Consider the following 25,563-nt stretch of genomic DNA (forward strand, 5'->3'; position numbering starts at 1 on the left):
GATGGGGAAAGTATAGGAAGTTCGACTGCCAAGCGACATCGGACTGTTCTGAAAAGCGGCCCAGCTTCAGAGGCCGAATGCGCCGCGCATGAAGTCGCGCCGCAGCGCGTTGAGCCTGTCGGAATCGCGCGTGTAGTACAGCTTGTTCGTCAGCAGCACCGCATAGCGGCCACGCCGGCGACTGAGCCACATGGCCGTGCCGGTGAAACCCTGGTGGCACCAGACGTCGTCCTGCGGGCCCGTGCCCGCCGCCGGGTGCCAGAACAGGCCGCGCGACGGCTGCAGCTCGCCCGTCCGCACCGTCAGCGAATCGCGTACCCAGCCGGCATCGAATATCTTGCCGTCCGGAAGCAGCATTGCCTGCAGGAAACGTCGCAGGTCGGGCACGTTGGAAAACAGCCCGGAAATGCCGCACACGCCGCCCAGCAGCCGGGCCGAAAAATCATGCACCACGCCAGACAGGTGGGCGCCCGCCTGTTCGCAATATTCGGTCGGCGCGACCAGCTGGCCCTGCCGTGGCGCCACAGGACCGAATCCCGTGGCGGTCATGCCCAGCGGTTGCAGCACGTACTCGGCCAGCGCCACGTCCAGGGGCAGGCCCAGCAGCCGCTCGATGACCAGGCCGAGGATCAGGGCCGCGCGGTCCGTGTATTCCACGGCTTGGCCTGGCATGCCTTCCAGCGGCTCGCGCAGCACGCCGCGCACGATATCGTCGTACACCTCGCCATAGCTGGCGCGCAGGCGGGCGCGCAGCGGCAAGCCGGCCGTGTGCGTCAGCAGCTGGAAAATCGTGATGGGCGCCAGCGCGTATCCCACTGTGCCGGGCAGCAGTTCCGCCAGCCGGCTATCGAGGCGCAGGCGTTCCTGCTTCACCAGCAGGCCCATCAGCGCCCAGACGCTGATGATCTTGGTCAGCGAGGCGATGTCGAACAAGGTGTCGACCTGCATCGCTGCGCTGGCGGGATCGGGCGTGAGTCGCCCGGCAGCACCTGCCACGCTGTTGTCGATGGTGCCCATGGCCCAGGTCGCGCCTGGGAAAATGTGGTCGTGCACGCCGGCTTCCACCAGCGCTGTCAGTTGGTCGGTATGGTTGCTTATTTGCATGATGATGGTGCCGTGCTTGTCTTGTCATGCTCTGCCGCTGCCACCCCGAGCCAGCGCGCCACCGATTGCGCCACCCATTCCCCCTCGTCGAGCGGCAAGTCGTGGCCCGCATCGCGGTGGATCAAACAATCGGCCTGCCAGGCGCGCGCCAGGCGCTGCGAACAGCGGTGGTCGACCAGCCGGTCTTGCGCGCCGGCCATCACCAGTACGGGCATGGTGGGGCGGCTTGCCGGCGCGCGGTAGCGGGCGGCCGACAGCAGCTGGCGCAGCGCGTTGCGCCGGCTGACCGGATATTGCTGCTGGTAACTGAGCCACTCGGCCAGCAGCGCGGGATTGCCATGTGCGTGGCGACGGCTCGTCAGGCGCAATATCAGCGCTTCCTGGCTGCCGGCATCGCCCAGCAGCAACTGGCGCATCAGGGCGCCATAGTTCTGCCAGCGCAGGCGCCGGTAAAACGGATTGAACGGCCGCATGCTGGTGTTGACGAGCACGCAGCGGGCGATTTCCTGCGGGTAGCGGTGACTCCATTCGACGGCCACCATGCCGCCCAGCGACAGGGCCAGCACATGGTACGGCGCCGGGATGCCGCACGCCTGCAGTTGCTGGCGGCAGTCATCCACCATGGCGGCCACGCGGGTGGCGCTGTCCTGCGCGTGGCGCGTGCCATTGCCGGGCAAGTCGGGCGTGACGATGTGGGCGCCGGGCAGGGCGCGCGCCAGGGTGGCGGGAAAGCCGCCCCAGTGGCGCTGTTCGCGCATCAGGCCGCGCAGCAGGACCCAGGTGTGCGCGCCGCTCATGACTCGTACCATTGCGCCAGGGCGCGCCGGCGCTGCGCCTTGCGCAGCAAGCCTTCCGGCATCCAGCGGCCGTGGCTGCTGGCGGCGCGCATGAGGAAATCGAACCAGACCAGATGCCGGCGCAGCACGCGCTGCAGCCGGTGCGCGGCCGTGGGGTTGAAGATGCTGACCCGATTGAACAGCTGGCGCGGGTTTTTCTTGACCCACAGCCACGAACCCATTTCCAGGGTCAGCGGCAGGAACACGCGCCCGCTGTAGCTGGTGCCGTTCAGGTACAGATAGTCCCACAGGTCGCCGTGCGTGCGGTATTGCCGGCTTTGCGGCTCGAATACATAGTTGTGGTTGGGGTAGCTCTGGCTGAACAGCTCCTCCAGCGCGCCGATCTCGGCCAGGTGCTCGATTGGCACCTGGGTATGCGCGTGGGGAAACCAGATGCGGTCGCGCAAGCCGAAGCCGGAATGGCAATCGAGGGCGATGCTGAACTGGCGCGACAACAGTTCGCGCTCGACGAGGTCGCACACGGCCTGGCTCTCCACCTCCATCGGGCCGTCTGCCGCACCTCGGTACCAGGGCAGGCGGGCGCTGTAGCGCTGTCCGCCGAGCATGAGGGGCACTTTTTCGCGCGCGCTCAACGGCGCATTGCGCATCAGGTCCACGCCGCGCGGATTGCAGCGCGTGGCTTGCCACATGCCGCCCGGATTGACCAGCGGCATGAACACGAGGCGCATGCTTTCCAGCTGCTGGTGCAGGGTGGCATCCCAGCGCAGGCGCGCGATCAGGCTTTCCAGGAAAGACAGGATGACTTGCGTGCCGATGCGTTCGAGGCCGTGGATGCCGCCGAAAAAGCCCAGCACGGGCACGTCGGGACTCGGATTGCCCAGTGCAATTGTGTACACGGGAAACTCGCGCCCATCCATGGCGATGCTGCAGGGCGCGGCCACTTCCAGGTGGCTGCCGCCCTCGTCGATGAGGCGTTTCAGCATGACCAGCTCGGGCAGATTCTTTTCGATCATCAGGCGTCTGAAAGGGAGAGTAGCAGCCAGTGTAGCCGAAATAAGCGCCGCGCCCGACGTCCCGCATGGCGAAATTTGCGCACGCTGCTGATGTCACGAAGCCGTCATTTTTTCTGTGTAGGCTATTGCAGTTGATGCAAGAATTGTTACTTGGCAATGCCTTGTTTCCACGCGATTTCACCCTCACACGATAGCGACTCGATAGCGATATGACAGGCAGCCCGGCATCCGTCCATGTGCTTGCGCTGGCAGGATACCTGGTTTTGCTGGGGTTCCTGGCCGCGGTGGGACCCGTGCGGGCGCAGCCGGCCGATGGTGCCGTGCTGCAGTTTGATATCGCCGCGCAAAACCTCGGCGACGCGCTCGACCTGTACAGCCGCCGCACGGGCATCGCCGTGCTGATGGACCAGCGCTACGCGCAGCGCCAGTCGGCGGCCGTGCGCGGCGCGTATGCTGCCGGCGCGGCCCTGCAAGCCTTGCTGGAGGGGACAGGGCTGCAATCGCGCCTGTCCGATGCGCAAGCCGTCATCGTGTATGCGCCGGCCGCAGCTGACTTGCCGCAAGTCAGCGTCGTGGCCGCCGCCGACATACCAGGCGCCACGCAGGGCGGCGGCGACCATGCGGCCTATGTCAGCCGCTTGCAGCACGTGCTGCTGGGGCTGCTGTGCCGCGCGGCGCAGACGCGTCCCGGCGGCTACCGGCTGGCGCTGCAGCTGTATCTGAACCGCGCCGGCGTGGTGGACCGGGTGCACCTGCTCGACAGCACGGGCTTGCGCGCGCGCGATACGGCCATTGCGCGCGTGGTGCTGGGCATGCGCGTGGGCGCGGCGCCGTTGCCGTCGATGCCGCAGCCCGTCTCCATCCTGCTGCTGCCGCAAGGGCCGGGCAGCGAAGTCGATTGCGCCAGCGCGCCGGGTAGAAACGCGCCATGAGCATGCCCGACCTGCGCACCAAGCTGAAACGCCACCTCAGTTCGCGCTACGCCGTGCTGCGCTGGCGCCTGGAGCGTGTGGTCGGCTGCAAGCACCATGCGGCCGATGCGCTGCAGGAAACCTGGCTGCGCCTCGAAGCGATGGTGGCGCCTGGCCCGGCCGCCGCGCCCGTCCACAATCCCGACGCCTATCTGCTGCGCATGGCGGCCAATATCGCCACCGACGCTTACCGGCGCGACCGCATCATCGTCACGGAGCGCGAACGCGAAGAGCTGATGCACTTGGCCGACGAGGCCGGCGACGACATCAGCGATCCGGCGCGCATCGTCTCGGCCCGGCTCGACGTGCAGGCGCTCGACGCGGCGCTGGCGGGCCTGTCGCCGCGCCGCCGTGCCATCCTGACGGCGGCGCGCATCGACGGCCTGCTCAATGCGGACATCGCCGAGCGCTTCGGCATTTCCGTGGCGATGGTGAAGAAAGAATTGCAGGCCGCCATGCAACACTGTAAAACGTGCATGGCCGACGCCGATGCCGCCCAGCGCAGCGATGTGTCGGGCCGCCGTAAATATTGATGAATCCCATGACTGCTCCTGACCGCGATCCACGCGACGTTTTTGAACATACCGACACGGCCATCGGCCGGGAAGCCGCTGCCTGGTGGGCGCGCCTGCGTGCCGACGACTTTACGCAGGCCGACGCCGACGCCTTGCGCGCCTGGTGCGCGCGCAGCCCTGCGCATGCGCGCGCCTGGCGCGAGCTTCAACAAGTGTGGCAGGCGCTCGATCCCGCCTTGACCCGCGCCGCCGCGCCGCAGGGAGCGAACGTGCTGGCGTTCCCGGCGCGCCCCGGACGCCGTGCTTTCCTGGGTGGCGCGCTGGCGGCCGGCGTGGCCGTGCTGGCCTTGCGTCCGCCCTTGGGCGCCTGGCCGTCGCTGCAGGAATTCGCCGCTGACTATCGCACGGGCACGGGCGAGCAGCGGCAAGTTGCCTTGTCGCAGCAGATGACGGTGCAGATGAATACGCAGACGCGCATCAATGTGCGGGCGCCGGAAGCGATTGAATTGCTGGGCGGCGAGGCGGAAATCCTTGCCAGCGGCGCGCGCCAGCCCGTGTCGGTGCTGGCGGGCGCGGGGCGTTTATTGGCGCAGTCGGCCCGCTTCAATGTGCGCTACACGGACGATGCCGTGTGCGTCACCTGCCTGGCGGGCGCCGTGGAGGTCGCGTGGCAACAGCGCCGGCAGACCCTCGATGCGGGACAGCAACTGGTCTACGACGAGCGGGGCGTGCAGGCGGCCACGGCCGCGCCGGTGGAAGAGGCCAGCGCGTGGCGCACGGGCGCGCTGTCGTTTGTCGGCAAACCGCTGGCCGATGTCGTCGATGAAATCAACCGCTACCGGCCCGGCCGGGTGGTGCTGCGCAATGCCGAGCTGGGCCGCCACCTCGTGCGCATGCGTTTTTCTATCGGGCAAACCGATGGCGCGCTGGCGATGATACGCGACCTGTACGGCGCGCAAATGACCAGCCTGCCAGGTGGCATTGTCCTGCTCAGCTGATCCCGTGTTTTCCTTTGGCAGGCTTATTTTGAAAAATATTTAAAAATATTTTTCAAAAAACATTATCCCTTCCGCCATTGAGCTACGTCATGGAGGCATGGACGCCTGCGCTACCGCCAGGCTCCGTTCCCTACTCTCTAGCCAGGAAACCATTGCCATGACCAAGCTTCACACTGCCCAGCGCCCAGTCCCAAACGTTGACACGGACGCGCAGCGTACCTCCACGCTGGGCAGCCGCTTGCGGCTCACGCCGCTCGCTTATGCACTGACCACCATGCTGATGGCGGGCGCCTTCACCACGCCGGCCCGTGCGCAGCAGGCGTTCAGCGGCGGCTGGTTCGCGGCCAAGGGCGCGGCGCAAAATACGGCGGCCACGGCGGGCCGCCTGCCGAATGGCCAGCCGCTGCCGCTGGGCAGCCGTCCCGAGGGCCAGCAACAGCAGGCGAACCAGCAGTTGCAGCGCTCGCTCAACAACCTGAACCTGGCCGCGCGCGCCATCGCCGCGCAGCAAGCGGCCCAGGCGCAGGCGCGCCAGGCGGCCGCCGGCGGCGCCAGCGTGCCAAATGGCCTGGCGCAGGGTGGCTTGCAGGTCGACACCAACAGCCTGACAGCCGGCTGGCTCAATGCCCAGGGACCCGTGCAGACAGTGGCGAACGGCAAGACGGCCGTGGTGGTGCAGCAGACGGCGGACAAGGCTATCCTGAACTGGGAAACGTTTAACGTGGGCAAAGACACGACATTGACCTTCCAGCAGCAGAAGGACTGGGCCGTGCTGAACCGGGTCAACGATCCGCTGGCGCGTCCCAGCCAGATCCAGGGCCAGATCAAGGCCGATGGCACGGTGCTGCTGGTCAACCGCAACGGCATCGTGTTTACGGGCACGAGCCAGGTCGATACGCGCAGCCTGGTGGCGGCCGCGGCCCGCATCAGCGACGCGCAATTCCAGAAAAACGGCATCTACAGCCCTGGCACGGCCGGCGCCGCAACGTTCACCGATGCGGCCGGCAAGGTGCAGGTGCAGGCCGGCGCGCGCGTCAGTAGCAATGCGCCCAAGGGCAGCACGGAAGGCGGCGGTTACGTGATGCTGCTGGGTAAAGAGGTGCACAACGGGGGCGAGATCAGCACGCCCAAGGGCCAGGCCCTGCTGGCCGCCGGCGACGGCTTTACCATCAAGAAGGGCGTGGGCACGGATGGCAATCCGCTGTCGACCACGCGCGGCAGCGAAGTCACGCCGCAGTTCGCGGCCGGCAGCACGGCGGGCAAGGTCGTCAACACGGGCCTGATCCAGGCGCGCGAAGGCGACATCACGCTGGCCGGGCGCACGGTGCAGCAGGATGGCGTGCTGTTCGCCACCACCACCACGGCCACGCGCGGCACGATACACCTCAATGCCCTGGGCAGCGACGCGGCCGTCACCGTGGGACGGGGCGCTACCACGGCCATCCTCGTCGACGATGACGGCAAGACGATGGCGCTCGACAGCCAGCGCGACGCCATGCGCGGCCCGGCCGTGGCGGCGGAACAGAATATCTCGCTCGTCAACGACCGCCGCGACCAGTCGCGCATCGAGATCGGCAGCGCCGGCACGGTGGAATTGCTCGGCGATTCGCTGACCCTGGCCACGGGCGGCCAGATCGCCGTCAATGCGGCCAGCCGCAGCCTGTTGCGCGACGGGGCGCAGCTTGACGTGTCCGGCGCCGTCGGCGTCAAGGTGGCGATGGCGGCCAACAATATCGAGATCAATGTGCAGGGCAACGAGCAGCGCGATGCGCCAGTCAACCGCGATGGCAAGGCCCTGATCAACAACAGCATCTGGGTGGACCGCCGCAAGCTGGTGTTCGTACCGAAGGGCACGAATGGCTATGACAGCGACCGCTGGTACACGGCCGGCGGCTTGCTGGAAGTGGCCGGTTATCTGGGCACGCAGGGGCACTCCGTCAGCGAATGGATGGGGCAGGGCGGCACGGTCAGCTTCGGCGGCAAGGATGTCGTCACGCAGGCCGGCTCCGGCATCAATCTGTCGGGCGGCACCCTGGACGTGCAGACGGGCGCGTTGCGCCAGACCTGGCTGAAAGGCGCGGACGGCAAGCTGTATGAAGCGGGCAGCGCGCCGGCCGACCTGGCCTATCTTGGCGTGTACAAGGGTTACGAGGAAGAACACGCGCGCTGGGGCAAGGAAGCCAGCGCTTTCTACGCCAATCCCCTGATCGCTGCACAACAGCGCCTGGAAAACGGCTACACGGTGGGCCGCGACGCGGGCAAGCTGGTGGTGGCCACGGGGTCGGCCGTGCTGGAAGGAGCGATTGCGGGCGATGTCTTCCAGGGCGAGCGCCAGAGCCAGGCGCCGCAGGCGCTGCTCGACGGCTACCAGCAGTCGCAACTGGCGGCCGCGCAGCGGGGGCAATTGATCGTCGGCCAGTATCAGGCCATGTTCGACAAGCGCACGGGCGTGCTGCAGCATGCGCTGTCGGCCGTCATGGACGAGGTGCGCCTGACGCGGGTGCAGGACGGCATCGCCGCCGGCCTCGACGTGGCAGGCGTGCTGGACGCTGAGCGCCAGGGCAGGCTGCTGCTCGACACAACTTTGCTGAACAATCAGCAACTGGGTGCCATCCGCATCGCCGCCAAGGGCGCGATCACTGTCGACAGCGCGCTGCAGGTGGCCGATGGCGGCAATATTACCCTGTTCGGCAAGGACGTGGCCATCAATAGCAACCTGCGCAGCCATGGCGGCAGCATCATGGCTGGCAATGTGCTGAACCAGATCGGCGCACTGGGCATGGCTGATACCTTCGTCAATCCGGGCGTGCCCCCGGGCACGTTGCTGCTGGCCGATGGCGTGAGTCTGGACACCAGCGGTTTGCTCAGCAACGTGCTGCGCGATCCGCTGGCCGCCGCCGGCTTGCCGTACCTGAACGGCGGCACGGTATCGTTGCGGGCGTATGGCGACGTGCGCATCGGCAGCGGCAGCCTGATCGACGTCAGCTCGGGCGCGGCCATCCTGTCGCAGGCGAAACAGCAGGGCGGCAAGGGCGGCAACGTGACCTTGGCCAGCTATGGCGCCAAGGCCGACCTGGTGCTGGGCGAGAGCGCGCAGGTGCGCGGCCATGGCGTTGCCGGCGGCGGCAAGCTGGAATTGCAGGCCAACAAGATACTGGTCGGCCAAGCCGATACCGGACAGAAAGGTACCCTGCAGCTGGATGGCGACTTCTTTGACAAGGGTTTTTCCAGCTACAGTCTGCTCGGCAAGCAGGGCGTGACGGTGGCGGACGGCACGCAGGTCGACGTGCGCATGCCCGTGCTGCGCGTGGTGGACAATGAAAAACTGGCACTGTGGACGCCGGAACAGGTCACGGAAAACACCGTCAAGGGCACGTTGACGCAGCGCAAGGGCGCCAGTCTGGCCCTGCAGGTGGGCGATGTCCAGTCCGATGCGGCCGACATGGCCATCGCCGAACTGCTGGTGGGCAAGAATGCCGTGGTGAATGTCGATGCGGGCCAGTCGATCAAGTTGTCCAGCGTGGGCCAGCTGACGGTGGAAGGGCGGCTGAACGCCTGGGGCGGCAAGATCAGCCTCGGCGGCGTGGGCGTCGCCGTGAATGTGTCCGAAGCGGTGGAAGCGGCCGGCCATGGCCGTTCCCTGTGGGTCGGCGAGAACGCCGTGCTGGACGTGGCCGCGCGCGCCGTCAGCGCTACGGATGCGCAGGGCCGGCGCTATGGCAAGGTGGTCGATGGCGGCAGCATCGTCATCGGCGGCGAAATCGACCATGCGCAGGGCAGCACGTCGGCGGCCAGCCTGTTTGTCGTCGTGCGCGACGGCGCCGTGCTGGACGCTTCCGGCGCGCACGCCGTGCTCGACATTAACGGCGCGGCCGTCGACGTGGCCAGTGCGGGCGGCAGCATCGCGCTGGCGTCGAACAATGGCTTGTACCTCGATGGCCAGTTGCTGGCCCGGGCGGGCGGCGCGGGCGCGGCGGGCGGCAGCCTGTCCGTGGCCACGGGCACCCCCGTCTACCTGAAAGTGCTGGCCACGGACAAGGTGCTGCAGGGCCGCCAGCTGGCGCTGACGCAGCGCCAGGGCGCCAGCGACCTGGCTGAACACGTGAACGCTCGGGATGCGGCGGCAACGCTGCAGTACGGCCACGGGCGTTTTTCGGTGGAACAGGTGGAAGCGGGCGGCTTCGGCAGCCTGGCCCTGCTGGGCGCCGCCTCCTTCGATGGCGACGTGTCGCTGCATCTGCAGCAAAGCTTCCAGCTGTACGGCGCGCCCGTGCTGACACCCGGCAGCAAGCCCGGCGCGAAGGTCGGCATCGCGGCGCCGTACGTGCGCCTGGCCAACATCAAGCCGGCCGGCAAGGATTTCTATGTCACGCCGGGCACGGCCGGGGAGTCGCCGATGGCTGGCCAGGTCAGCATCGCGGGCGACCTGATCGACGTGCGCGGCATCGTCTCCATCCTGGCCGACGACGTGCGCCTGAGCAGCCGCGGCGACTTGCGCTTCCTGCTGTCCCCGCTGGGCTGGGGCGGCGCGGAGGCGACGACGGTGCTGTCCTCGCCGGGCGACATGACCCTCAGCGCGGCCCAGCTGTATCCGGACACGGGCGCCGGCGCCGCCGTACGCGTCGGTTATGGCCGCACGGATGGAAAGTTCGGCTACGATCCGGCGCGCAGCCTGCGCATCGCTCGCACGACGGACAGCGTGCCGGCCATGCCGTATTCCGCCTTCGGCTCGCTGGAACTGGAGGCCGCGCATATCGAGCAGGGCGGCGTGGTGCGTGCGCCGCTGGGGCGCCTGGCGATTGGCGCGGCCCGCTATGAAAATGACAAGAGCCTGAGCGTCAATCTGCTGGCCAACAGCATCAGCTCCGTCAGCGGTGCCGGCCTGGTCATGCCGTATGGCGGCACGGTCGATGGCCAGAGCTGGAACGTGGACGGCAAGCTGGCCACCTTCATGGGCGTGGGCGGCTTCAATGCGCAGGGCGGCTTGCGCGTCGGCGTGGAAATGGCCGGCGTGGCCGTGCAGGTGCAGCCGGGCGCGCTGCTCGACCTGTCGGGCGGCGGCGAACTGACGGGCGCCGGCTTCATCGCGGGCCGCGGCGGCTCCACCGATGCGCGCTATCATCCGCTGGCGCAAGTGAATGCGAACGGCGGTTTCATCCTGCCGGGCCTGGCGACGAATCCCGTGTACGCCATCGTGCCGGGCGTGCAGGCGCCGCAAGCGCCTTCGGGCGCCTCCGATGCGGCCATCGGCCGGCAGGTGACGATAGGCAACGGCGTGCCGGGCCTGGCGGCCGGCACCTACACCCTGATGCCGTCGACCTACGCTCTGCTGCCGGGCGCCTTCCGCGTGGAACTGAACGGCCTGGCGGGGCAGGGTAGCGCCGGTACGCTGGCGCAGCCGCTGCGCAACGGTTCCTGGGCCGCACCCGGCACCTTGTCGATCGCCGGCACGGACATCCGCGCGCCGCTGGCCAGCCAGCTGATCATCACGCCGGCCAAGGTCGTGCGCACGTATTCCCAGTACAACGAAATGGGTTATGCCGCGTTTGCCCTGGCCGATGCGCAAACGCGGGGCATTCCCCGCGCGATGCTGCCGGCCGATGCGAAAACGCTCAAGCTGAACCTGGCGCCCGGCGGCGGCCTGGAGACGTTCCAGTTCCAAGGCACGGGCAAGTTCGCCGCGGCCGAGGGCGGCTATGGCGGCACCGTGGTGCTGATGTCGAGCAATACCTCCGCTGGCGAGATCGAGCTCCTCGCTGATGGCGCGCCGGCCAGCGGTGACGCGAAACAGGTCAGCATACGCGCTTCCAGCCTGAACAATATCGGCGCGGCGCGCATCGTGGTGGGCAATGCGCCCACGGTGGAATATGGCCAGGGCGGCAACTATGTGAACTTCGGCGTCCAGTCGGCGCGCGCCATCTACCTGCGCGCCGGCGCCGTCTTGTCGGCGCCCGAAGTATTCCTCGTCGCCCAGGATCCGGGCAATTCTGAACTGGGCGACGGCGTGATCGATATCGCGCCCGGCGCCGGCATCAACACCCTGGGACGCGGCAAGGCCGCCTACGACGCCAACGATGGCTTCATCTACCAGAGCCGCCCGGACGTGCACGTGCTGGCCGCGTCGAACGGCTTGCTCAATGTGGCGCCCGTCAGCGGTGCGACGCGCGGCGGCATCCGCATCGGCATGTGCGCCGACGCTTGCGCGGGCAGCGGCACGGCCAGCCTGTACTCGGAAGGCACCTTGCTGCTGGCGACCAGCGGCAGCTTCCAGCTCGACGACACGGCCCGCTACGGCACGCGCAACCTGAGCCTGGCTGTGGGCGCCATCAATATCGGCTCGAACGAGGCGCTGGCGGCGGCCCAGGCCAGCGGCACGCGTCCCGCCGGACTGACCCTGAACCAGGGGCTGCTGGACCGATTGCTGCGCGGCGACACCAGCACGGGCGCGCCGGCACTGCAGGCGCTGATGTTGAACGCGGCCGACAGCGTCAATTTCTATGGCGACGTGGTGCTCGACACCTATGACAAGACGAGCGGAAAATCGAACCTGGAGCGCCTGGTGCTGACCACGCCGGCCATGTATGGACAGGGTGGCGCGGGCACGGTGGCGACCATCCGCACGGCTAACCTGATCTGGGGCGGCGCCCTGTCGGCGCCCGGCAACGTGATCGCGCATGGCGCCGGCACGGGCAGCGGCACCCTGAACCTGGAGACGGAGCGCATCGATTTCGGCTTCGGCCCCTTCACGCAGCCAGCCGGCGTCGCCACCTTCGACCGCCTGGCGCTGGGTTTTGGCACCGTCAACCTGAAAGCCTCGGGCCAGGTCACGGCCAACCACAAGGGCAGCCTGTCCGTCTACCAGGCGCAGGGCGCGTATGAAACGGGCAAGGGCTTCCGGTACAGCGGCGGCAATCTGAATATCACCACGCCGCTGCTGACGGGCGAGGCCGGCTCGTCGCACAGCTACACGGCGGGCGGCGCGCTGGCCGTGACGGCGCCGGCCGGCGCGCCAGCCCCTTTCGCCAAAACTAACGCGGCGCTGGGCGCCCAGCTGGCCTTGAACGGCGACAGCGTGAACGTGGCGACAGCCGTGGTGTTGCCGAGCGGCAAGCTCACCGTCAATGCGCAGCACGACATCAGCGTGGCCGATGCTGCGCGCATCGACATGGCGGGCCGCAAGAGCACCTTCTTCGACGTGGATAAATACAGCTGGGGCGGCGACGTGGTCCTGGACAGCCGCGCCGGCGATATCCGCACAGCTGCCGGCAGCGTGATCGACCTGTCGGCCGAGAACAACCGGGCCGGCAGCCTGAAGGCCGTGGCCCTCGATGGCGCGGCCGGCATGGTGGAGCTGCAAGGTAAGATACTCGGTGGCGCCAGCGGCAGCTACGACGCGGGCGGCACCGTGGTGCCGTACAAGCTGGGCAGCGTGGACGTGCGTGCGCAAACCCTGGGCGCGAGCGGCGCGCTGGACAGCCAGTTCGCTGCGCTGAACAAGCGCCTGAACGAAGGCGGCGTGACGGGCGCACGCAGCTTCCAGCTGAAACAGGGCGACCTGAGCATCGGCAATGAACTCAAGGCGGGCGAAGTGCAGGTATCCGTCGACAATGGCCGCCTGACGGTGGCCGGCACGATCGATGCCAGCGGCGAGCGCGTAGGCAGCATCCGCCTGGCCGGCAAGCATGGCGTCACCGTGGCAGGCAACGCCGTGCTCGATGCGCACGGCACCGTCTTGCGCGTCGACAGCTATGGCAAGATCATCGATAGCCCGAACCGCGCCACGGTTGAACTGAACGCGGGGGAGGGCACATTGGACCTGGCCGGCGGCGCGCAGATCGACGTGCGCCACGGCACGGCGGCCGTGCTTGGCAAGGGCAAGGGCGAATACGACGGCGCCGCGCGCGGCACGGTGGAACTGAGCGCGCCGCGCCTGGGCAGCGGCGGTTCCCGCACGGACGCAGACGCGGCCACCTTTGGCGACATCGCCATTACGGCTGGCGGCGGCTTCACCATCCGCGGCGCGAAATCCATCGCCGTCAACGCCATGCAGCGCTATGACGATGCGGCTTATGCCACGGACCTGTCGGCCAGTGGCCGCCCGTATCAGGTGGTCAACCAGGCATACCTCGACAGCAAGCATGCGGACAGCACGGCGTTTGTCAATGCGGCGCTGGCCAACACCAACTTGCGCAATGGCAAGCTGGCCGGCTTGAACACGGCCGCGTATGCCGAGGCGCTGCACTTGCGGCCCGGCGTCGATATCGTCAGCAAGACGGCGGACGGCGACCTGGTGGTGCAGGGCGACCTGGATTTGTCGGGCATGCGCTACGCCAGCCTGAACCCGCGTTTTCAAGTGACGCATGCGCGCGGCTCGGGCGAGGTGGGCAGCCTGCTGCTGCGCGCCGGCGGCGATTTGAATATCTATGGCAGCATCAATGACGGCTTCGCGCCGCCGCCGTCCACGCAGGACGACAAGGGCTGGTTGCTGCTGCCGGGGCGCGACATCAACGGCAGCGACGTCATCGTTCCGGGCACGGGCGTGACCCTGGCCGACGGCACCATTTTCCCGGGCGGCGTCACACTCAATTACGACGTGCCCGTCAAGGCGCTGAGTTTCCGCGCCAACACGCGCCTGCCCGTGGACGTGGTCCTGAACCAGGTGCTTACCTTGCCGGCCGGCACGGTCCTGGCGGCTGCCGTGCGCGACAGCGCCGGCAATATCGTCCACGCGGCGGGTACCTTGCTGGCCACGGAACAGACCTTTACTGCCGGCATGCGGCTCGACGCGGGCAGCGTGGTCGCGCAAATGGTCAAGGTGCGCGCCATGACCTGGCCGAAAGGCGTTGCCTTGCCGGGCTTGCTGGGCGAGCGCAACGTGGTCACCCTCAGTGGCAAAGTGGTGCTGCCCGTCGGCGCGCTGATCCCGAACGGCACCGACGTCAAGCTGCTGCCCGGCGTGACGTCCATCGCATTGCGCCCGGAAGTGGCGGGGCGCCAAGGCGCGCTGTGGGCCATCGCACCGATGCTGGCTGAAGGTTCGCAATCGTGGGGCATGCGCCTGGCGGCCGGCGCCGACCTGGAGGCGGCTGACACGCGCAGCGTGCAAGCGCATCCGGCCCACGGCACCCTGCGCCTGGCCGACAGCCATTACGGCATGTATGGCGTCATGATCCCGCCGAAGGGCGTGCAGCACTGGACGCAGGCGGCGCAGGAGCTGGGCGAGCGCGAGGGCATCGTCGGCATCGTGGCGGGCGAACCGATCACCGAGGAATTCATCAGCCAGTTCGGCCAGACCGTGGCGGAATTTTGCGCTGGCGACGCCAGCATGTGCGTGCTGAAGCTGGCTTATGTGTGGACCAAGGCCGGCGCCGAAGAATTCGCCGACCCGAGCGTGAAGGCGGGCGACGTGGTCGACCTGGCCGGCCTGGGCTGGCCCACCATGTGCGAGGAAAACCCCACCTGGTGCGGCACCTCCAACCCTACCTTCGACAACAAGGCGTCCAGCCTGCGCTACAGCGTGCTGCGCACGGGCACGGGCGACCTGGACCTGGTCAGCGGCGGCGACCTGCGCATGGATAGCCTGTACGGCGTGTACACGGCCGGCATGTCGTCGGTGGCGACGGCGGCCGGTGACCCGTACAACCTGCCGCGCGCGCGCAATCTGGACGGCACGGTGCTGTCCAACCCCGATGGCGCGCATGAGCGCCTGGTCGATGGCGGCGCAGACAGTCTCTACCGCGCCTGGTATCCGGACCAGGGCGGCAATCTGCTGCTGCGGGTGGCTGGCGACCTGAGCGGCTCGCTGGTCGGCGGGGCTGCCGCCACCAACGGGCGCCCCGTCAGCAAGGATGGCCCCGGCGATTCGGTGGCGGTGGGCAACTGGCTGTGGCGCCAGGGCAGCGGCGGCGTGGCCACGGGCGGTCCGGCCCAGCCGACGGCGTGGTGGATCAATTTCGGCAGCTATGTGGGCCGCGATGCCCTGGCCGATACCGTGCTGGGCTTTACGGGCTTCGGCACCCTGGGCGGCGGCAATGTGCGCGCCGACGTGGCCGGCGATGCGGGCGTGCTGGCGCCGAAGGTTGCCACCGTCTTCAACACCAACATCAATCCGCGCTCGCAGGGCTTGCTGCTGGCCGTGGGCAGCACGGGCCGCGTGCTGGCCGACGGCAGCCTGCAACTGACGGGCGGCGGCGACCTGGACCTGCGCGTGGGCGGCGGCCTCAATCCGTCCAGCCAGTCCGGTGGCGGCCACTTGAATGGCGCGCTGGCCGATCTGCGCGGCCACGTGGAGGTGGCCGCTGCCCAGCTGGGCAAGGTCGCGCTGCAGTACGGCACGCGCGCTACCGACCACGTGCCGCTGGAAACGCGCGCCTTCGACGCCTTCCGCGCCACCCGCGCCACGCCGCAGGGCGGCATGACCCTGGTGCCCGGCGACGCCACTTTCAATGTGGCCACCCTGGGCGACCAGGTGCTGCAGGATGTGGCCGACCCCGGCCGCGTACCGATGTTCAACGCCGCGTCGTATACCAGTGCGGCGGGCGAAGCGGGCGCCGGCTACAGCTGGTTCAGCCTGTGGACGCCGCGCACGGCACTCGACCTGTTTTCCGCCGGCGGCAACATGACGCCGCTGACCGCGCCGATCGGCACGGCCACCGACCTGGCCGTCGTCTATCCCTCCATCGTGCGGGCCGCGGCCGCGAATGGCAGCTTGTACTATGGCAAGACCATCACGGACTGGGGTGGCGCGACCGCGTATGCCGATCCTTTGCTGCTGGCGCCGTCGCCAAACGCCCAGCTGGAATGGCTGGCCGGCGATTCCATTTATGCGGGCGGCTACGCCGTCAGCCAGTCGGGCGCGGCCGCCGACAGCATGGCGACGCCGTTCAAGCCAGCCTTCGCGGCCTGGAACCTCCGGCCTGGCAGCCAGACTGCCCTGGGCGGCAATGTTTCGAACACGGGCGTGCCGTCGTCGCAGTGGAACGCTCCGCTGTTCGCCTTCGGACCCGATTCCGCCGCCGGTCCGGCCAACAGCGGCACGCAAGCGGCGCGCATCTACGCCGTGAAGGGCGATCTGATCGGCGTCAATAGCGGCCGCATGGTCGCGTTCTACGATGCCAAACACGCAGGCGTCACCTGGTACGAGGGGGCGCAACCGGTGTGGATGAAGGCAGGCCGCGATATCGTCGGCAGCGGCACGGCGCTGCTGGAAGCCATCGACGGCACGGGCGGTGGCGACATGATGTTCCGCAATTACAGCAACTTGTTCGTGCACAACAACGCGTTCGACGTGTCGGTGGTCTCGGCCGGACGCGACATACTCAATAGCTCCTTCAACGTGGCCGGCCCCGGCACGCTCGACATCAGCGCCGGGCGCAATATATTGATGCAGGACAAGGGCAGCGTCGTCAGCCTCGGCCCCGTCGTCGCGGGAGACAAGCGTCCGGGCGCCGGCATCGCCATGCAGGCCGGCGTGGGCGCGGCGGGCCTCGACTACCTGCGCTTCGTCAAACCGTATCTTGACCCGGCGAACGTGGCGCAGGCGGGCGTGCCGCTGGCCGACCAGGCCGGCAAGGTGGTGAAATCGTACGGCGGCGAACTGGCCACCTGGCTCGGTGAACGCTACGGCTTCAAGGGCACGCCTGCCGAGGCGCTGGCCTACTTCCTGGCCTTGCCGGCACCGCAGCAGCGCGTGTTCGCCCGCGACGTGTATTTTGCGGAACTGAAGGCGGGCGGGCGCGAGTACAACGATGCGGACAGCGCGCGTTATGGCAGCTTCCTGCGCAGCCGCAACGCCATCGCTGGCCTGGCGCCGGCCACGGACGCGAATGGCAAGGCGATTGCCTATACGGGCGACATCATCATGTACCGCGGCCTGTATTCCAAGTGGAACGACGGCGAGCAGCGCAGGGATTATTTCCCCCGCAGCGGCTACGTGCACACCAACTTCGGCGGCGATATTCAGATGCTGACGCCGGGCGGCAAGCAGGTGCTGGGCATCGAAGGCGAGGCACCGCCGTCGACTTCCGGCGTCATCACCAAGGGCGGCGGCAATATCGACCTGTTCTCGCATGGCAGCATCCTGCTGGGCCAGAGCCGCATCATGACGACGTTTGGCGGCGATATCCTCGGCTGGTCGTCGACGGGCGACATCAATGCGGGCCGCGGTTCGAAGTCGACCATCGTCTACACGCCGCCCAAGCGCGTGTATGACAACTGGGGCAACGTGACCCTGTCGTCCGACGTGCCGAGCACGGGCGCCGGCATCGCCACCCTGGCGCCGATCGCGGAAGTGCCGGCCGGCGACGTGGATCTGCTGGCCCCGCTGGGCACCATCGATGCGGGCGAGGCGGGCATCCGCGTCTCGGGCAACGTCAACCTGGCCGCGCTGACCGTGATGAACGCGGCGAATATCCAGGTCAAGGGCGAATCCAAGGGCATGCCGACGGTGGCGTCCGTCAACGTGGGCGCCATGACGAACGCCAGCGCGGCCGCTAACCAGGCGACGGCGGCGGCGCAGGACGTGGTGCAGCGTGAACGCGCCGCCACCCGTTCCGCTCAGCCATCGGTGTTCACGGTACGCGTGCTGGGTTTTGGCAGCGACGCACCGCCCGACAGCGCGCAAGCCGCGCCGCAGGACGGCGCGCGCATCGAGGCGACCGATTACAACCCGCGCAGCGCCGTGCGCGTGCTGGGCCTGGGCACGCTGCCGGAATCGGCCACGCGCCAGCTGACGGCGCAAGAGCGCAGCAGGTTGTCGCCATGATGGCCGGCGTGGTGAGTATGGCTGCTGCCTTGCCCCTGCACATGACGGGCATGGCCTGGTATCGGCCCGCCATCCGGCCCCGCCTGCAGGCGGCCAACGACATGGCGGCGGCGCCAGGGCAGGGCGCGCAACTGCAGGCTGTACTGGAAGGCAATTACGCGAGCCTGCACCGGCGCCTGGCGCGCCACCTGGGCTGCGCCGAGCTGGCCAGCGACAGCCTGCACGACGCCTGGCTAAGGCTGGGCACCTTGGCTGCCGGGGATGGCGCGGCACTGGCGCATAGCCCCGTCGCCTATGTGTTTCGCGTGGCGTGCAATGCGGCCATGGACAGCCTGCGCCGCAACCGTGCCTGGCTGTATGTGGACGATGGCGAAGGGGATGGCGGCGCCGGCCTCGTCGATTTCCTCGCCGATACGGCGGCCGGGCCGGAACGCCTGGCCGAGCTGCAGGCCTACGTGCGGCGTCTGGCGCAGGCCGTCGACTTGCTGCCACGGCGCCACCGGCAAGTGCTCGAAGCGCTGCGCGTGGACGAGCTGACCCGCCAGGAAGTGGCCGAGCGGCACGACATGTCGCTGCGCAATGTCGATACGGCCTTGCGCCAGGCGCTCGACCATTGCGCCCGCCACACGGGTTACGCGGCGCAGGGCGGCGTCGGCACGACCCGGCGCGGCCTGAGGCTGAACGTTCGTTCGCGTACAGACGCGTAGAAATCCGGCCGTCAGACTGCTGCTTCGGGCCTGCATGCGCCCACCCAGCCAGTCCACAGCCAGGAGGAAGCGCGACATGACAGAGTGTAATCACATCAATGCCGGCAGGCGCGGCGTGCTGATCGCCGGCGCGCTGTCGGCCACGGCGGCGGCCGTGCCCGGCGTGGCAGGGGCGGCCGAGGCCGTCAATGCGGCCAGCCTGGCCGGCGCTTCTCCGCCGCCCGTCCTGATGAAAGTCAGCCTGGACGTCAACGGCCAGCGCCACAGCCTGGAACTCGACACGCGCACCAGCTTGCTCGACGCCTTGCGCGAACACCTGCACCTGACAGGAACCAAAAAGGGTTGCGACCATGGCCAGTGCGGCGCCTGCACCGTCATGCTCGATGGCCAGCGCATCAATGCCTGTTTAACGCTTGCTGTGATGCATGACGGCGCCAAGGTGACCACCATCGAGGGACTGGGCACGCCCGACAAGCTGCACCCGATGCAGGCCGCCTTCATCGCGCATGACGGTTACCAGTGCGGCTACTGCACGCCGGGGCAGATCTGCTCGGCCGTGGCCGCGCTGGGAGAAATCCGCCAGGGCATCCCCAGCCACGTCAGCACCGATTTGAATGCGGCCCCCTCGGTGACGCCCGAAGAATTGCGCGAGCGCATGAGCGGCAACATCTGCCGTTGCGGCGCCTATTCCAACATCATCGAGGCCATCACCGAGGTGGCGGGGACGCCGGCATGAGAGTCTTCAGCTACCAGAAGGCCGCCACGCCGGCCGAAGCGGCGGCCGCCGCCTTGCACACGCCGGGCGCCCGCTTCATCGCCGGCGGCACGAATCTGCTCGACCTGATGAAACTGGAAATCGAGACGCCCGCGCACTTGATCGACGTCAATGGCCTGGCGCTGGATAAAGTGGAAGCAACAAAGGACGGTGGCTTGCGCATCGGCGCCCTCGTGCGCAACACGGCCTTGGCAGCCCACGCCACGGTGCGGCGCGATTATGGCGTGCTGTCGCGCGCCTTGCTGGCCGGCGCCTCCGCGCAGCTGCGCAACAAGGCGACGACGGCTGGCAACTTGCTGCAGCGCACGCGCTGCCCGTATTTCTATGACACGAACCAGGCCTGCAACAAGCGCGTGCCGGGCAGCGGCTGCTCGGCCATAGTCGGCTTCAGCCGGCCGCTGGCGATCCTGGGTGGCAGCGGCGACTGCATCGCCACGCACCCGAGCGACATGGCCGTGGCCATGCGCGTGCTTGACGCCAGCATCGACACGGTGCGGGCCGACGGCGCCGTGCGCAGCATCCCCATCGCCGACTTTTATCGTTTGCCGGGCAACACGCCGCAACTGGAAACCGTGTTGCAGCCGGGCGAACTGATCACCAGCGTGACCTTGCCCCGGCCCGTCGGCGGCATGCATGTCTACCGCAAGGTGCGCGACCGCGCCTCGTACGCGTTCGCGCTGGTGTCCGTGGCGGCCATCATCTTGCCCAATGGCACGGGCCGATTGGCCTTGGGCGGCGTCGCGCCGCAGCCTTGGCGAGTGCCTGCTGCCGAGCAGGCGATACCGAATGGCGCCGCCGCCGTGAGCCAGCAGTTGCTGGCCGGCGCCAAGCCGACTGACGGCAACGCCTTCAAGGTGACCCTGGCGCAGCGCACCGTGGCGTCCGTATTGGCTGAAGCACAAGCGAAGAAAGGCTAGGGCCATGAAATTCACGACACCCGCCACCACCAATCCCATCGACCAGCTGAAAGTCGTCGGCCGCCCCACGGACCGCATCGACGGTCCCCTGAAAACCACGGGCACGGCGCCATACGCGTATGAACAGAACAAGGCCGCGCCGCATGCGGCCTACGGTCATGTCGTCGGCGCGGCGATTGCCAAGGGGCGCATCGCTTCCATTGACACCAGCGCTGCGCGGCGCGCGCCCGGCGTGCTGGCCGTGGTGACGGCGGAATCGGCCGGCAAGCTTGGCAAAGGCAAGATGAATACGGCGAAGCTGCTCGGTGGTCCGGACATTGAACATTACCACCAGGCCATCGCGCTGGTGGTGGCGGAAACCTTCGAACAGGCTCGCTCGGCCGCGCAGTTGCTCGATGTCAAGTATGTCGAGCAGAAGGGCGCTTTCGACCTGGCCACGGCCAAGGGCACGGCGAGCAAGCCGAAAGACGGCAAGCCCGACAGCAAGACGGGCAACTTCGCCGGTGCCTATGCTGCTGCCCCCGTGCGCGTGGACGCCACCTACACGACGCCTGACCAGTCGCACGCCATGATGGAGCCGCACGCCTCGATTGCCGCCTGGGAAGGCGACAAGGTGACGGTGTGGACGGCGAACCAGATGGTGGACTGGGGCCGGGGCGACCTGGCCCGGACCTTGGGCATACAGAAAGACAAGGTGCGCATCGTTTCGCCTTACATCGGCGGTGGTTTCGGCGGCAAGCTGTTCGTGCGCGCGGAAGCCTTGCTGGCGGCCCTGGGCGCACGCGCGGCGCAGCGTCCTGTCAAGGTGGCCCTGACGCGGCCTTTGATGTTCAACAACACGACGCACCGGCCCGCCACCATCCAGCGCCTGCGCCTTGGCGCCACGCGCGACGGCAAGATCACGGCCATCGGCCATGAATCGTGGTCCGGCGACCTCAAAGGTGGCCAGCCGGAAACGGCCGTGATGCAGACGCGCTTGCTGTACGCGGGGCCAAACCGCATGACGGCCATGCGTCTGGCCGTTCTCGACTTACCGGAAGGCAATGCCATGCGCGCGCCGGGCGAGGCGCCGGGGCTGATGGCGCTGGAAATCGCCATGGACGAGATGGCGGACAAGCTGAGAATGGACCCCATCGTGTTCCGCATCCTGAACGACACGAAAGTGGACCCGGAAAAACCGGGCCGGCCGTTTTCCCAGCGCCGGCTGATCGACTGCCTGCGCACGGGCGCCGTGGAATTCGGCTGGAAGGAGAGATCAGCGCAGCCGGGCATGCGGCGCGACGGGCGCTGGCTGGTGGGCATGGGCGTGGCGGCCGCCTTCCGCAACAACCTCGTCATGCAGTCCGCCGCCCGCGTGCGCCTCGATGGCAATGGCGTAATCACGGTGGAAACGGATATGACGGATATCGGCACGGGCAGCTATACCATCATCGCGCAGACGGCGGCGGAAATGCTGGGCGTGACCTTGAACAAGGTGGTCGTGCGCCTAGGCGACTCGGATTTTCCCGTTTCGGCCGGGTCGGGCGGGCAGTGGGGCGGCAACAGTTCCACTGCCGGCGTGTACGCGGCCTGCGTGCGCCTGCGCCAGGCCATCGCCGGCAAGCTGGGCTTTGACGAGAAGGAAGCGCGCTTTTCCGATGGCCAGGTGAGCCAGGGCGAGCGCAGCGTGCCGCTCGCTGCCGCCGCCTACCATGGCGACGTCGTTGCGGAAGACCACATGGAATATGGCGACCTCGATAAAAAATTCCAGCAATCGACGTTCGGCGCGCATTTCGTCGAGGTGGGCGTGGACAGCGACACGGGCGAAGTGCGCGTGCGCCGCATGCTGGCCGTGTGCGCGGCCGGCCGCATCCTGAACCCGAAAGCGGCCCGCAGCCAGGTTATCGGCGCCATGACCATGGGCGTGGGCGCGGCTCTGATGGAGGAACTGGTGGTCGACCAGCGCCGCGGCTTCTTCGTCAACCACGACCTGGCCGGCTACGAAGTGCCCGTGCACGCCGACATCCCTCATCAGGACGTCATCTTCCTCGACGAAACGGACCCCATGTCTTCGCCCATGAAAGCCAAGGGCGTGGGCGAGCTGGGCATCTGCGGCGTGGCGGCCGCTGTTGCCAATGCCGTGTACAACGCGACGGGCGTGCGGGTGCGCGACTATCCGGTAACGTTGGACAAGCTGCTGCGGGGGCTGCCCATAATGGCCTAGACTCGGCTTGGCGTCGGCCTCGCGCCGCGCGCGTGACAAAGCGTGTATTTTTGGTAATTTTCAGGTGCTATGCTCGGAACGCATCTTGCGGGGCACATTCGCGGCCCGCAAGCTCATGCCGCCAGGAGAATGCATGAACAGCTCGCCAATGCCGCCGCGGATACTGATCGTCGATGACGAGCTGGCGCATGTGCGCGCTCTTTGCGAGACCTTGCGCGGCCAGACCTACGACACGACGGGCCTCGCTTCGGGCGAGGCGGCGCTATCGCTGCTGGCCGTCGAATCGTTCGACCTGCTGCTGGTCGACCTGATGATGCCAGGCATGAACGGCATCGCCGTGGTGGAAGCGGCACGCCGGATCGATCCTGATCTGGCGTGCATCATCATGACGGGCGAAGGCACGATCGCGTCGGCCGTGCAGGCCATGAAGGCGGGGGCACTTGATTATGTCGTCAAGCCGTTCAAGGTCTCGGGTATCCTGCTGATACTGGTGCGGGCGCTGGAAACGCGCCAATTGCGCATCGCCAATGCGCGCCTGGAACTGCTGCTGCGCCAGCACACGGCCGAACTGGACGCCATGAACAAGGATTTGCAGCTGGCCCGCGAGGTGGCCGAGCGGGCAAACCAGGAAAAGACCAATTTCCTGTCCAGCATGAGCCACGAGTTGCGCACGCCGCTCAACGCCATCCTCGGTTTTTCGCAGATGCTGACATCCGATTCCATCCCTTCGACGGCGCAGGAAAGGAAAACCTTTGCCTCGCACATCTTCGGCGCCGGCCGGCACCTGTTGACTTTGATCAACGATATCCTCGATATCGCCAGGATCGAGTCGGGCAATATGTCGCTGTCGATGGAACCCGTGGACCTGGCCGGCATCTACCACGAATGCTGGCAAATGATGGAGCCGCTGGCGCACAAGCGCGGCATCACCCTGACATTCGTCGAAGCGGACGGAGTGCATGTGCTGGCCGACCGCACGCGCCTCAAGCAGGTGCTGATCAACCTGCTGTCGAACGCCGTCAAGTACAACCGCGACCAGGGCGAGATCCACGTCGATTGCCAGCCCGTCGATGCGCGCCAGCTGCGCCTGTCCGTGCGCGACACGGGCGCCGGGCTGAGCGCCGCGCAGCTCGAGGCGCTGTTCCAGCCCTTCAACCGGCTGGGACGCGATGCGCGCGACGAGGAGGGCACGGGACTGGGGCTGGTGGTCAGCAAGCGCCTGGCCGAAGCCATGCAGGCCCGGCTCGGCGTGGCCAGCACGCCCGGGCGCGGCAGCACCTTCTGGCTCGATATCGCCAGTTGCCCGGCGCGCCAGCCGTTGCAGGACAGTCCGCGCCTGCCCGTCATGGCCCGGCCCGCCGAAACGCCACCGTTGCCAGACCGCAAGACGCTGCTGTATGTGGAAGACAATCCCCTGAACGTGACCCTGGTGGCGGGCCTGATCCATTTTCGCCCCGACCTTGACCTGCTGTCGGCCGGCGACGGGCAAACGGGGCTGGACATGGCGCGCCGCCATCTGCCGCAGCTGATACTGATGGATTGCGACCTGCCCGACATCCGCGGCACGCAAGTCATGCAGCTGCTGCGCGCCGATCCGCGTACCGCGCATATCCCCGTCATCGCCCTGACGGCCGTGGCCGGACCCGGCGATATCCGCCAGGGGCTGGCGGCCGGGTTTTACCGCTATCTCACCAAGCCGATCGACGTGCAGGCGTTTTCCGAGGCCATCAACAGCGCGCTGGACTCGGCCACGGCGCAGTGCAGCGCATGAGCGGCCTGGCGCCGGCGCGGCGGGCGGTCTGGCTGGCGGCCGCACTGCTACTGGCGGCGCTGGCCGCCCTCGCTCTCTGGCGGCTCGCTGCCCGTCCCGCGCCGCCGCCCGCTCCCGTGGAAGTGCTGCGCCTGGCCGTGAATGCGGAATACGTGGGCAGCTGCCCCGTGCTGGCCGCGCATGGGCACGGCTATTTCGCGCGCGAGGGTATCGACGCGCAGCTGCAGCCGTATTCGTCGGGCAAGGCGTCGCTGGAAGCCGTGCTGCAGGGCAAGGCCGACCTGGGCACGGTTTCCGATATTCCCGTGGTACTGGCCAGCCTCAAGAACCAGTCCGTCGTCATCCTCGCCAGCATCTTCGAGGCCGAGCGCGACCACGGCATCGTCGGGCGCCTGGACCGCGGCGTATCCACGCCCGCCAACCTGAAGGGCAAGCGCATCGGCGTGACCCTGGGCACGTCCGGCCAATTCACGCTGGACGCCTTCTTGAACCGCCAGAAGCTGTTGCCCGCGGAAGTCACCTTGCACAACTACACGCCGGACCAGCTGGCCGGGGCGCTGGCGCGCGGCGAGGTCGATGCGGCGGCCGGCTGGGAGCCGTTCCTGACTGGCATGACGCAGGCCATCGCGGGCAAGGCGGCCATCTTCTATGGCGAGGATGTGTATGCCGGCCTGTTCAATGTGGCCGGCACGGGCGACTATGTGCGTGCCCACCCGGCGACGATGCGCAAGGTGCTGCGCGCGCTGATCGCCGGCGCGCGCTTTTGCCGGGACGAGCCCGATGCCGCGCGGGCCCTGTTTTCCAGCGCGTCGGCCAGCGAGGCGGCGCGCCTGCGGGCGGCCTGGCACCGATATCAATTTGATATCGTTCTTGATCAGGGCTTGCTGCTGGCGCTGGAAGACGAGGCGCGCTGGGCCATCAAGAACCGGCTGGGCGAGCGCAGCGACATGCCGAACTTCCTCGACGCCGTCTACCTGGACGGCCTGGAAGCCGTGGCGCCATCGGCCGTGACGGTCATTCATTGAGAAG

Annotated in this window: 13 protein-coding genes; 10 read left to right on the forward strand and 3 right to left on the reverse strand. The window is 67.9% G+C overall.

What is annotated here, in order from left to right; all coding sequences use genetic code 11:
• Nucleotides 1-66: 66 nt before the first annotated feature.
• The 3 genes from AC3IQ7_RS14405 to AC3IQ7_RS14415 are packed head-to-tail and all read right to left on the reverse strand — an operon-like array spanning nucleotide 67 to nucleotide 2,914.
• Nucleotides 67-1,104: a serine hydrolase domain-containing protein gene (locus tag AC3IQ7_RS14405; RefSeq protein ID WP_489210293.1), complete on the reverse strand. Its 1,038-nt coding sequence runs from the start codon at nucleotides 1,102-1,104 to the stop codon at nucleotides 67-69.
• Entirely contained in the window at nucleotides 1,095-1,901 is an 807-nt protein-coding gene (locus AC3IQ7_RS14410; RefSeq protein WP_489210295.1) for an alpha/beta fold hydrolase, read from the reverse strand. The genes AC3IQ7_RS14405 and AC3IQ7_RS14410 overlap by 10 nt, the downstream gene beginning before the upstream one ends.
• Complete coding sequence (locus AC3IQ7_RS14415) at nucleotides 1,898-2,914, reverse strand: M14 family zinc carboxypeptidase (protein ID WP_489210297.1); 1,017 nt, start codon at nucleotides 2,912-2,914, stop codon at nucleotides 1,898-1,900. Before AC3IQ7_RS14415 ends, AC3IQ7_RS14410 begins: the two co-directional genes overlap by 4 nt.
• Nucleotides 2,915-3,123: 209 nt before the next feature.
• Here AC3IQ7_RS14415 and AC3IQ7_RS14420 point away from each other — a divergent pair, with 209 nt between their 5' ends.
• The 10 genes from AC3IQ7_RS14420 (at nucleotide 3,124) to AC3IQ7_RS14465 (ending at nucleotide 25,559) form a co-directional block, all read left to right on the forward strand.
• Nucleotides 3,124-3,846 carry a hypothetical protein gene (locus tag AC3IQ7_RS14420; RefSeq protein ID WP_225241035.1) on the forward strand — a complete coding sequence of 241 codons (723 nt, stop codon included), beginning with the start codon at nucleotides 3,124-3,126 and terminating at the stop codon, nucleotides 3,844-3,846.
• Nucleotides 3,843-4,418 (forward strand): RNA polymerase sigma factor, encoded by a 576-nt coding sequence (locus AC3IQ7_RS14425; protein ID WP_489210300.1) that lies wholly within the window; start codon nucleotides 3,843-3,845, stop codon nucleotides 4,416-4,418. The genes AC3IQ7_RS14420 and AC3IQ7_RS14425 overlap by 4 nt, the downstream gene beginning before the upstream one ends.
• Before the next feature lie 8 nt (nucleotides 4,419-4,426).
• Nucleotides 4,427-5,398 carry a FecR family protein gene (locus tag AC3IQ7_RS14430; protein ID WP_489210302.1) on the forward strand — a complete coding sequence of 324 codons (972 nt, stop codon included), beginning with the start codon at nucleotides 4,427-4,429 and terminating at the stop codon, nucleotides 5,396-5,398.
• Between the two features lie 157 nt (nucleotides 5,399-5,555).
• Entirely contained in the window at nucleotides 5,556-18,161 is a 12,606-nt protein-coding gene (locus AC3IQ7_RS14435) for a filamentous hemagglutinin family protein (protein WP_489210304.1), read from the forward strand.
• Nucleotides 18,158-18,868 (forward strand): RNA polymerase sigma factor, encoded by a 711-nt coding sequence (locus tag AC3IQ7_RS14440; protein WP_489210305.1) that lies wholly within the window; start codon nucleotides 18,158-18,160, stop codon nucleotides 18,866-18,868. Before AC3IQ7_RS14435 ends, AC3IQ7_RS14440 begins: the two co-directional genes overlap by 4 nt.
• Before the next feature lie 76 nt (nucleotides 18,869-18,944).
• Nucleotides 18,945-19,604, forward strand: coding sequence for an aldehyde dehydrogenase iron-sulfur subunit PaoA (gene paoA, locus AC3IQ7_RS14445; protein ID WP_489210307.1), 660 nt, complete (start codon nucleotides 18,945-18,947; stop codon nucleotides 19,602-19,604).
• Nucleotides 19,601-20,560 (forward strand): FAD binding domain-containing protein, encoded by a 960-nt coding sequence (locus tag AC3IQ7_RS14450; protein WP_489210309.1) that lies wholly within the window; start codon nucleotides 19,601-19,603, stop codon nucleotides 20,558-20,560. Before paoA ends, AC3IQ7_RS14450 begins: the two co-directional genes overlap by 4 nt.
• Before the next feature lie 4 nt (nucleotides 20,561-20,564).
• Entirely contained in the window at nucleotides 20,565-22,763 is a 2,199-nt protein-coding gene (gene paoC, locus AC3IQ7_RS14455; RefSeq protein WP_489210311.1) for an aldehyde oxidoreductase molybdenum-binding subunit PaoC, read from the forward strand.
• A gap of 133 nt (nucleotides 22,764-22,896) precedes the next feature.
• Nucleotides 22,897-24,534: a response regulator gene (locus AC3IQ7_RS14460; protein WP_489210313.1), complete on the forward strand. Its 1,638-nt coding sequence runs from the start codon at nucleotides 22,897-22,899 to the stop codon at nucleotides 24,532-24,534.
• Nucleotides 24,531-25,559 (forward strand): ABC transporter substrate-binding protein, encoded by a 1,029-nt coding sequence (locus tag AC3IQ7_RS14465; protein ID WP_489210315.1) that lies wholly within the window; start codon nucleotides 24,531-24,533, stop codon nucleotides 25,557-25,559. The genes AC3IQ7_RS14460 and AC3IQ7_RS14465 overlap by 4 nt, the downstream gene beginning before the upstream one ends.
• The last annotated feature ends 4 nt before the right edge of the window (nucleotides 25,560-25,563 follow it).

The organism is Janthinobacterium sp. GL_088 (genome assembly GCF_057837845.1).

Bases quoted from the DNA above. Each gene is read 5' to 3' on its own strand.
- AC3IQ7_RS14405 (WP_489210293.1), bottom strand. From the start codon at position 1,104: ATGCAAATAAGCAACCATACCGACCAACTGACAGCGCTGGTGGAAGCC.
- AC3IQ7_RS14410 (WP_489210295.1), bottom strand. From the start codon at position 1,901: ATGAGCGGCGCGCACACCTGGGTCCTGCTGCGCGGCCTGATGCGCGAA.
- AC3IQ7_RS14415 (WP_489210297.1), bottom strand. From the start codon at position 2,914: ATGATCGAAAAGAATCTGCCCGAGCTGGTCATGCTGAAACGCCTCATC.
- AC3IQ7_RS14420 (WP_225241035.1), top strand. From the start codon at position 3,124: ATGACAGGCAGCCCGGCATCCGTCCATGTGCTTGCGCTGGCAGGATAC.
- AC3IQ7_RS14425 (WP_489210300.1), top strand. From the start codon at position 3,843: ATGAGCATGCCCGACCTGCGCACCAAGCTGAAACGCCACCTCAGTTCG.
- AC3IQ7_RS14430 (WP_489210302.1), top strand. From the start codon at position 4,427: ATGACTGCTCCTGACCGCGATCCACGCGACGTTTTTGAACATACCGAC.
- AC3IQ7_RS14435 (WP_489210304.1), top strand. From the start codon at position 5,556: ATGACCAAGCTTCACACTGCCCAGCGCCCAGTCCCAAACGTTGACACG.
- AC3IQ7_RS14440 (WP_489210305.1), top strand. From the start codon at position 18,158: ATGATGGCCGGCGTGGTGAGTATGGCTGCTGCCTTGCCCCTGCACATG.
- paoA (WP_489210307.1), top strand. From the start codon at position 18,945: ATGACAGAGTGTAATCACATCAATGCCGGCAGGCGCGGCGTGCTGATC.
- AC3IQ7_RS14450 (WP_489210309.1), top strand. From the start codon at position 19,601: ATGAGAGTCTTCAGCTACCAGAAGGCCGCCACGCCGGCCGAAGCGGCG.
- paoC (WP_489210311.1), top strand. From the start codon at position 20,565: ATGAAATTCACGACACCCGCCACCACCAATCCCATCGACCAGCTGAAA.
- AC3IQ7_RS14460 (WP_489210313.1), top strand. From the start codon at position 22,897: ATGAACAGCTCGCCAATGCCGCCGCGGATACTGATCGTCGATGACGAG.
- AC3IQ7_RS14465 (WP_489210315.1), top strand. From the start codon at position 24,531: ATGAGCGGCCTGGCGCCGGCGCGGCGGGCGGTCTGGCTGGCGGCCGCA.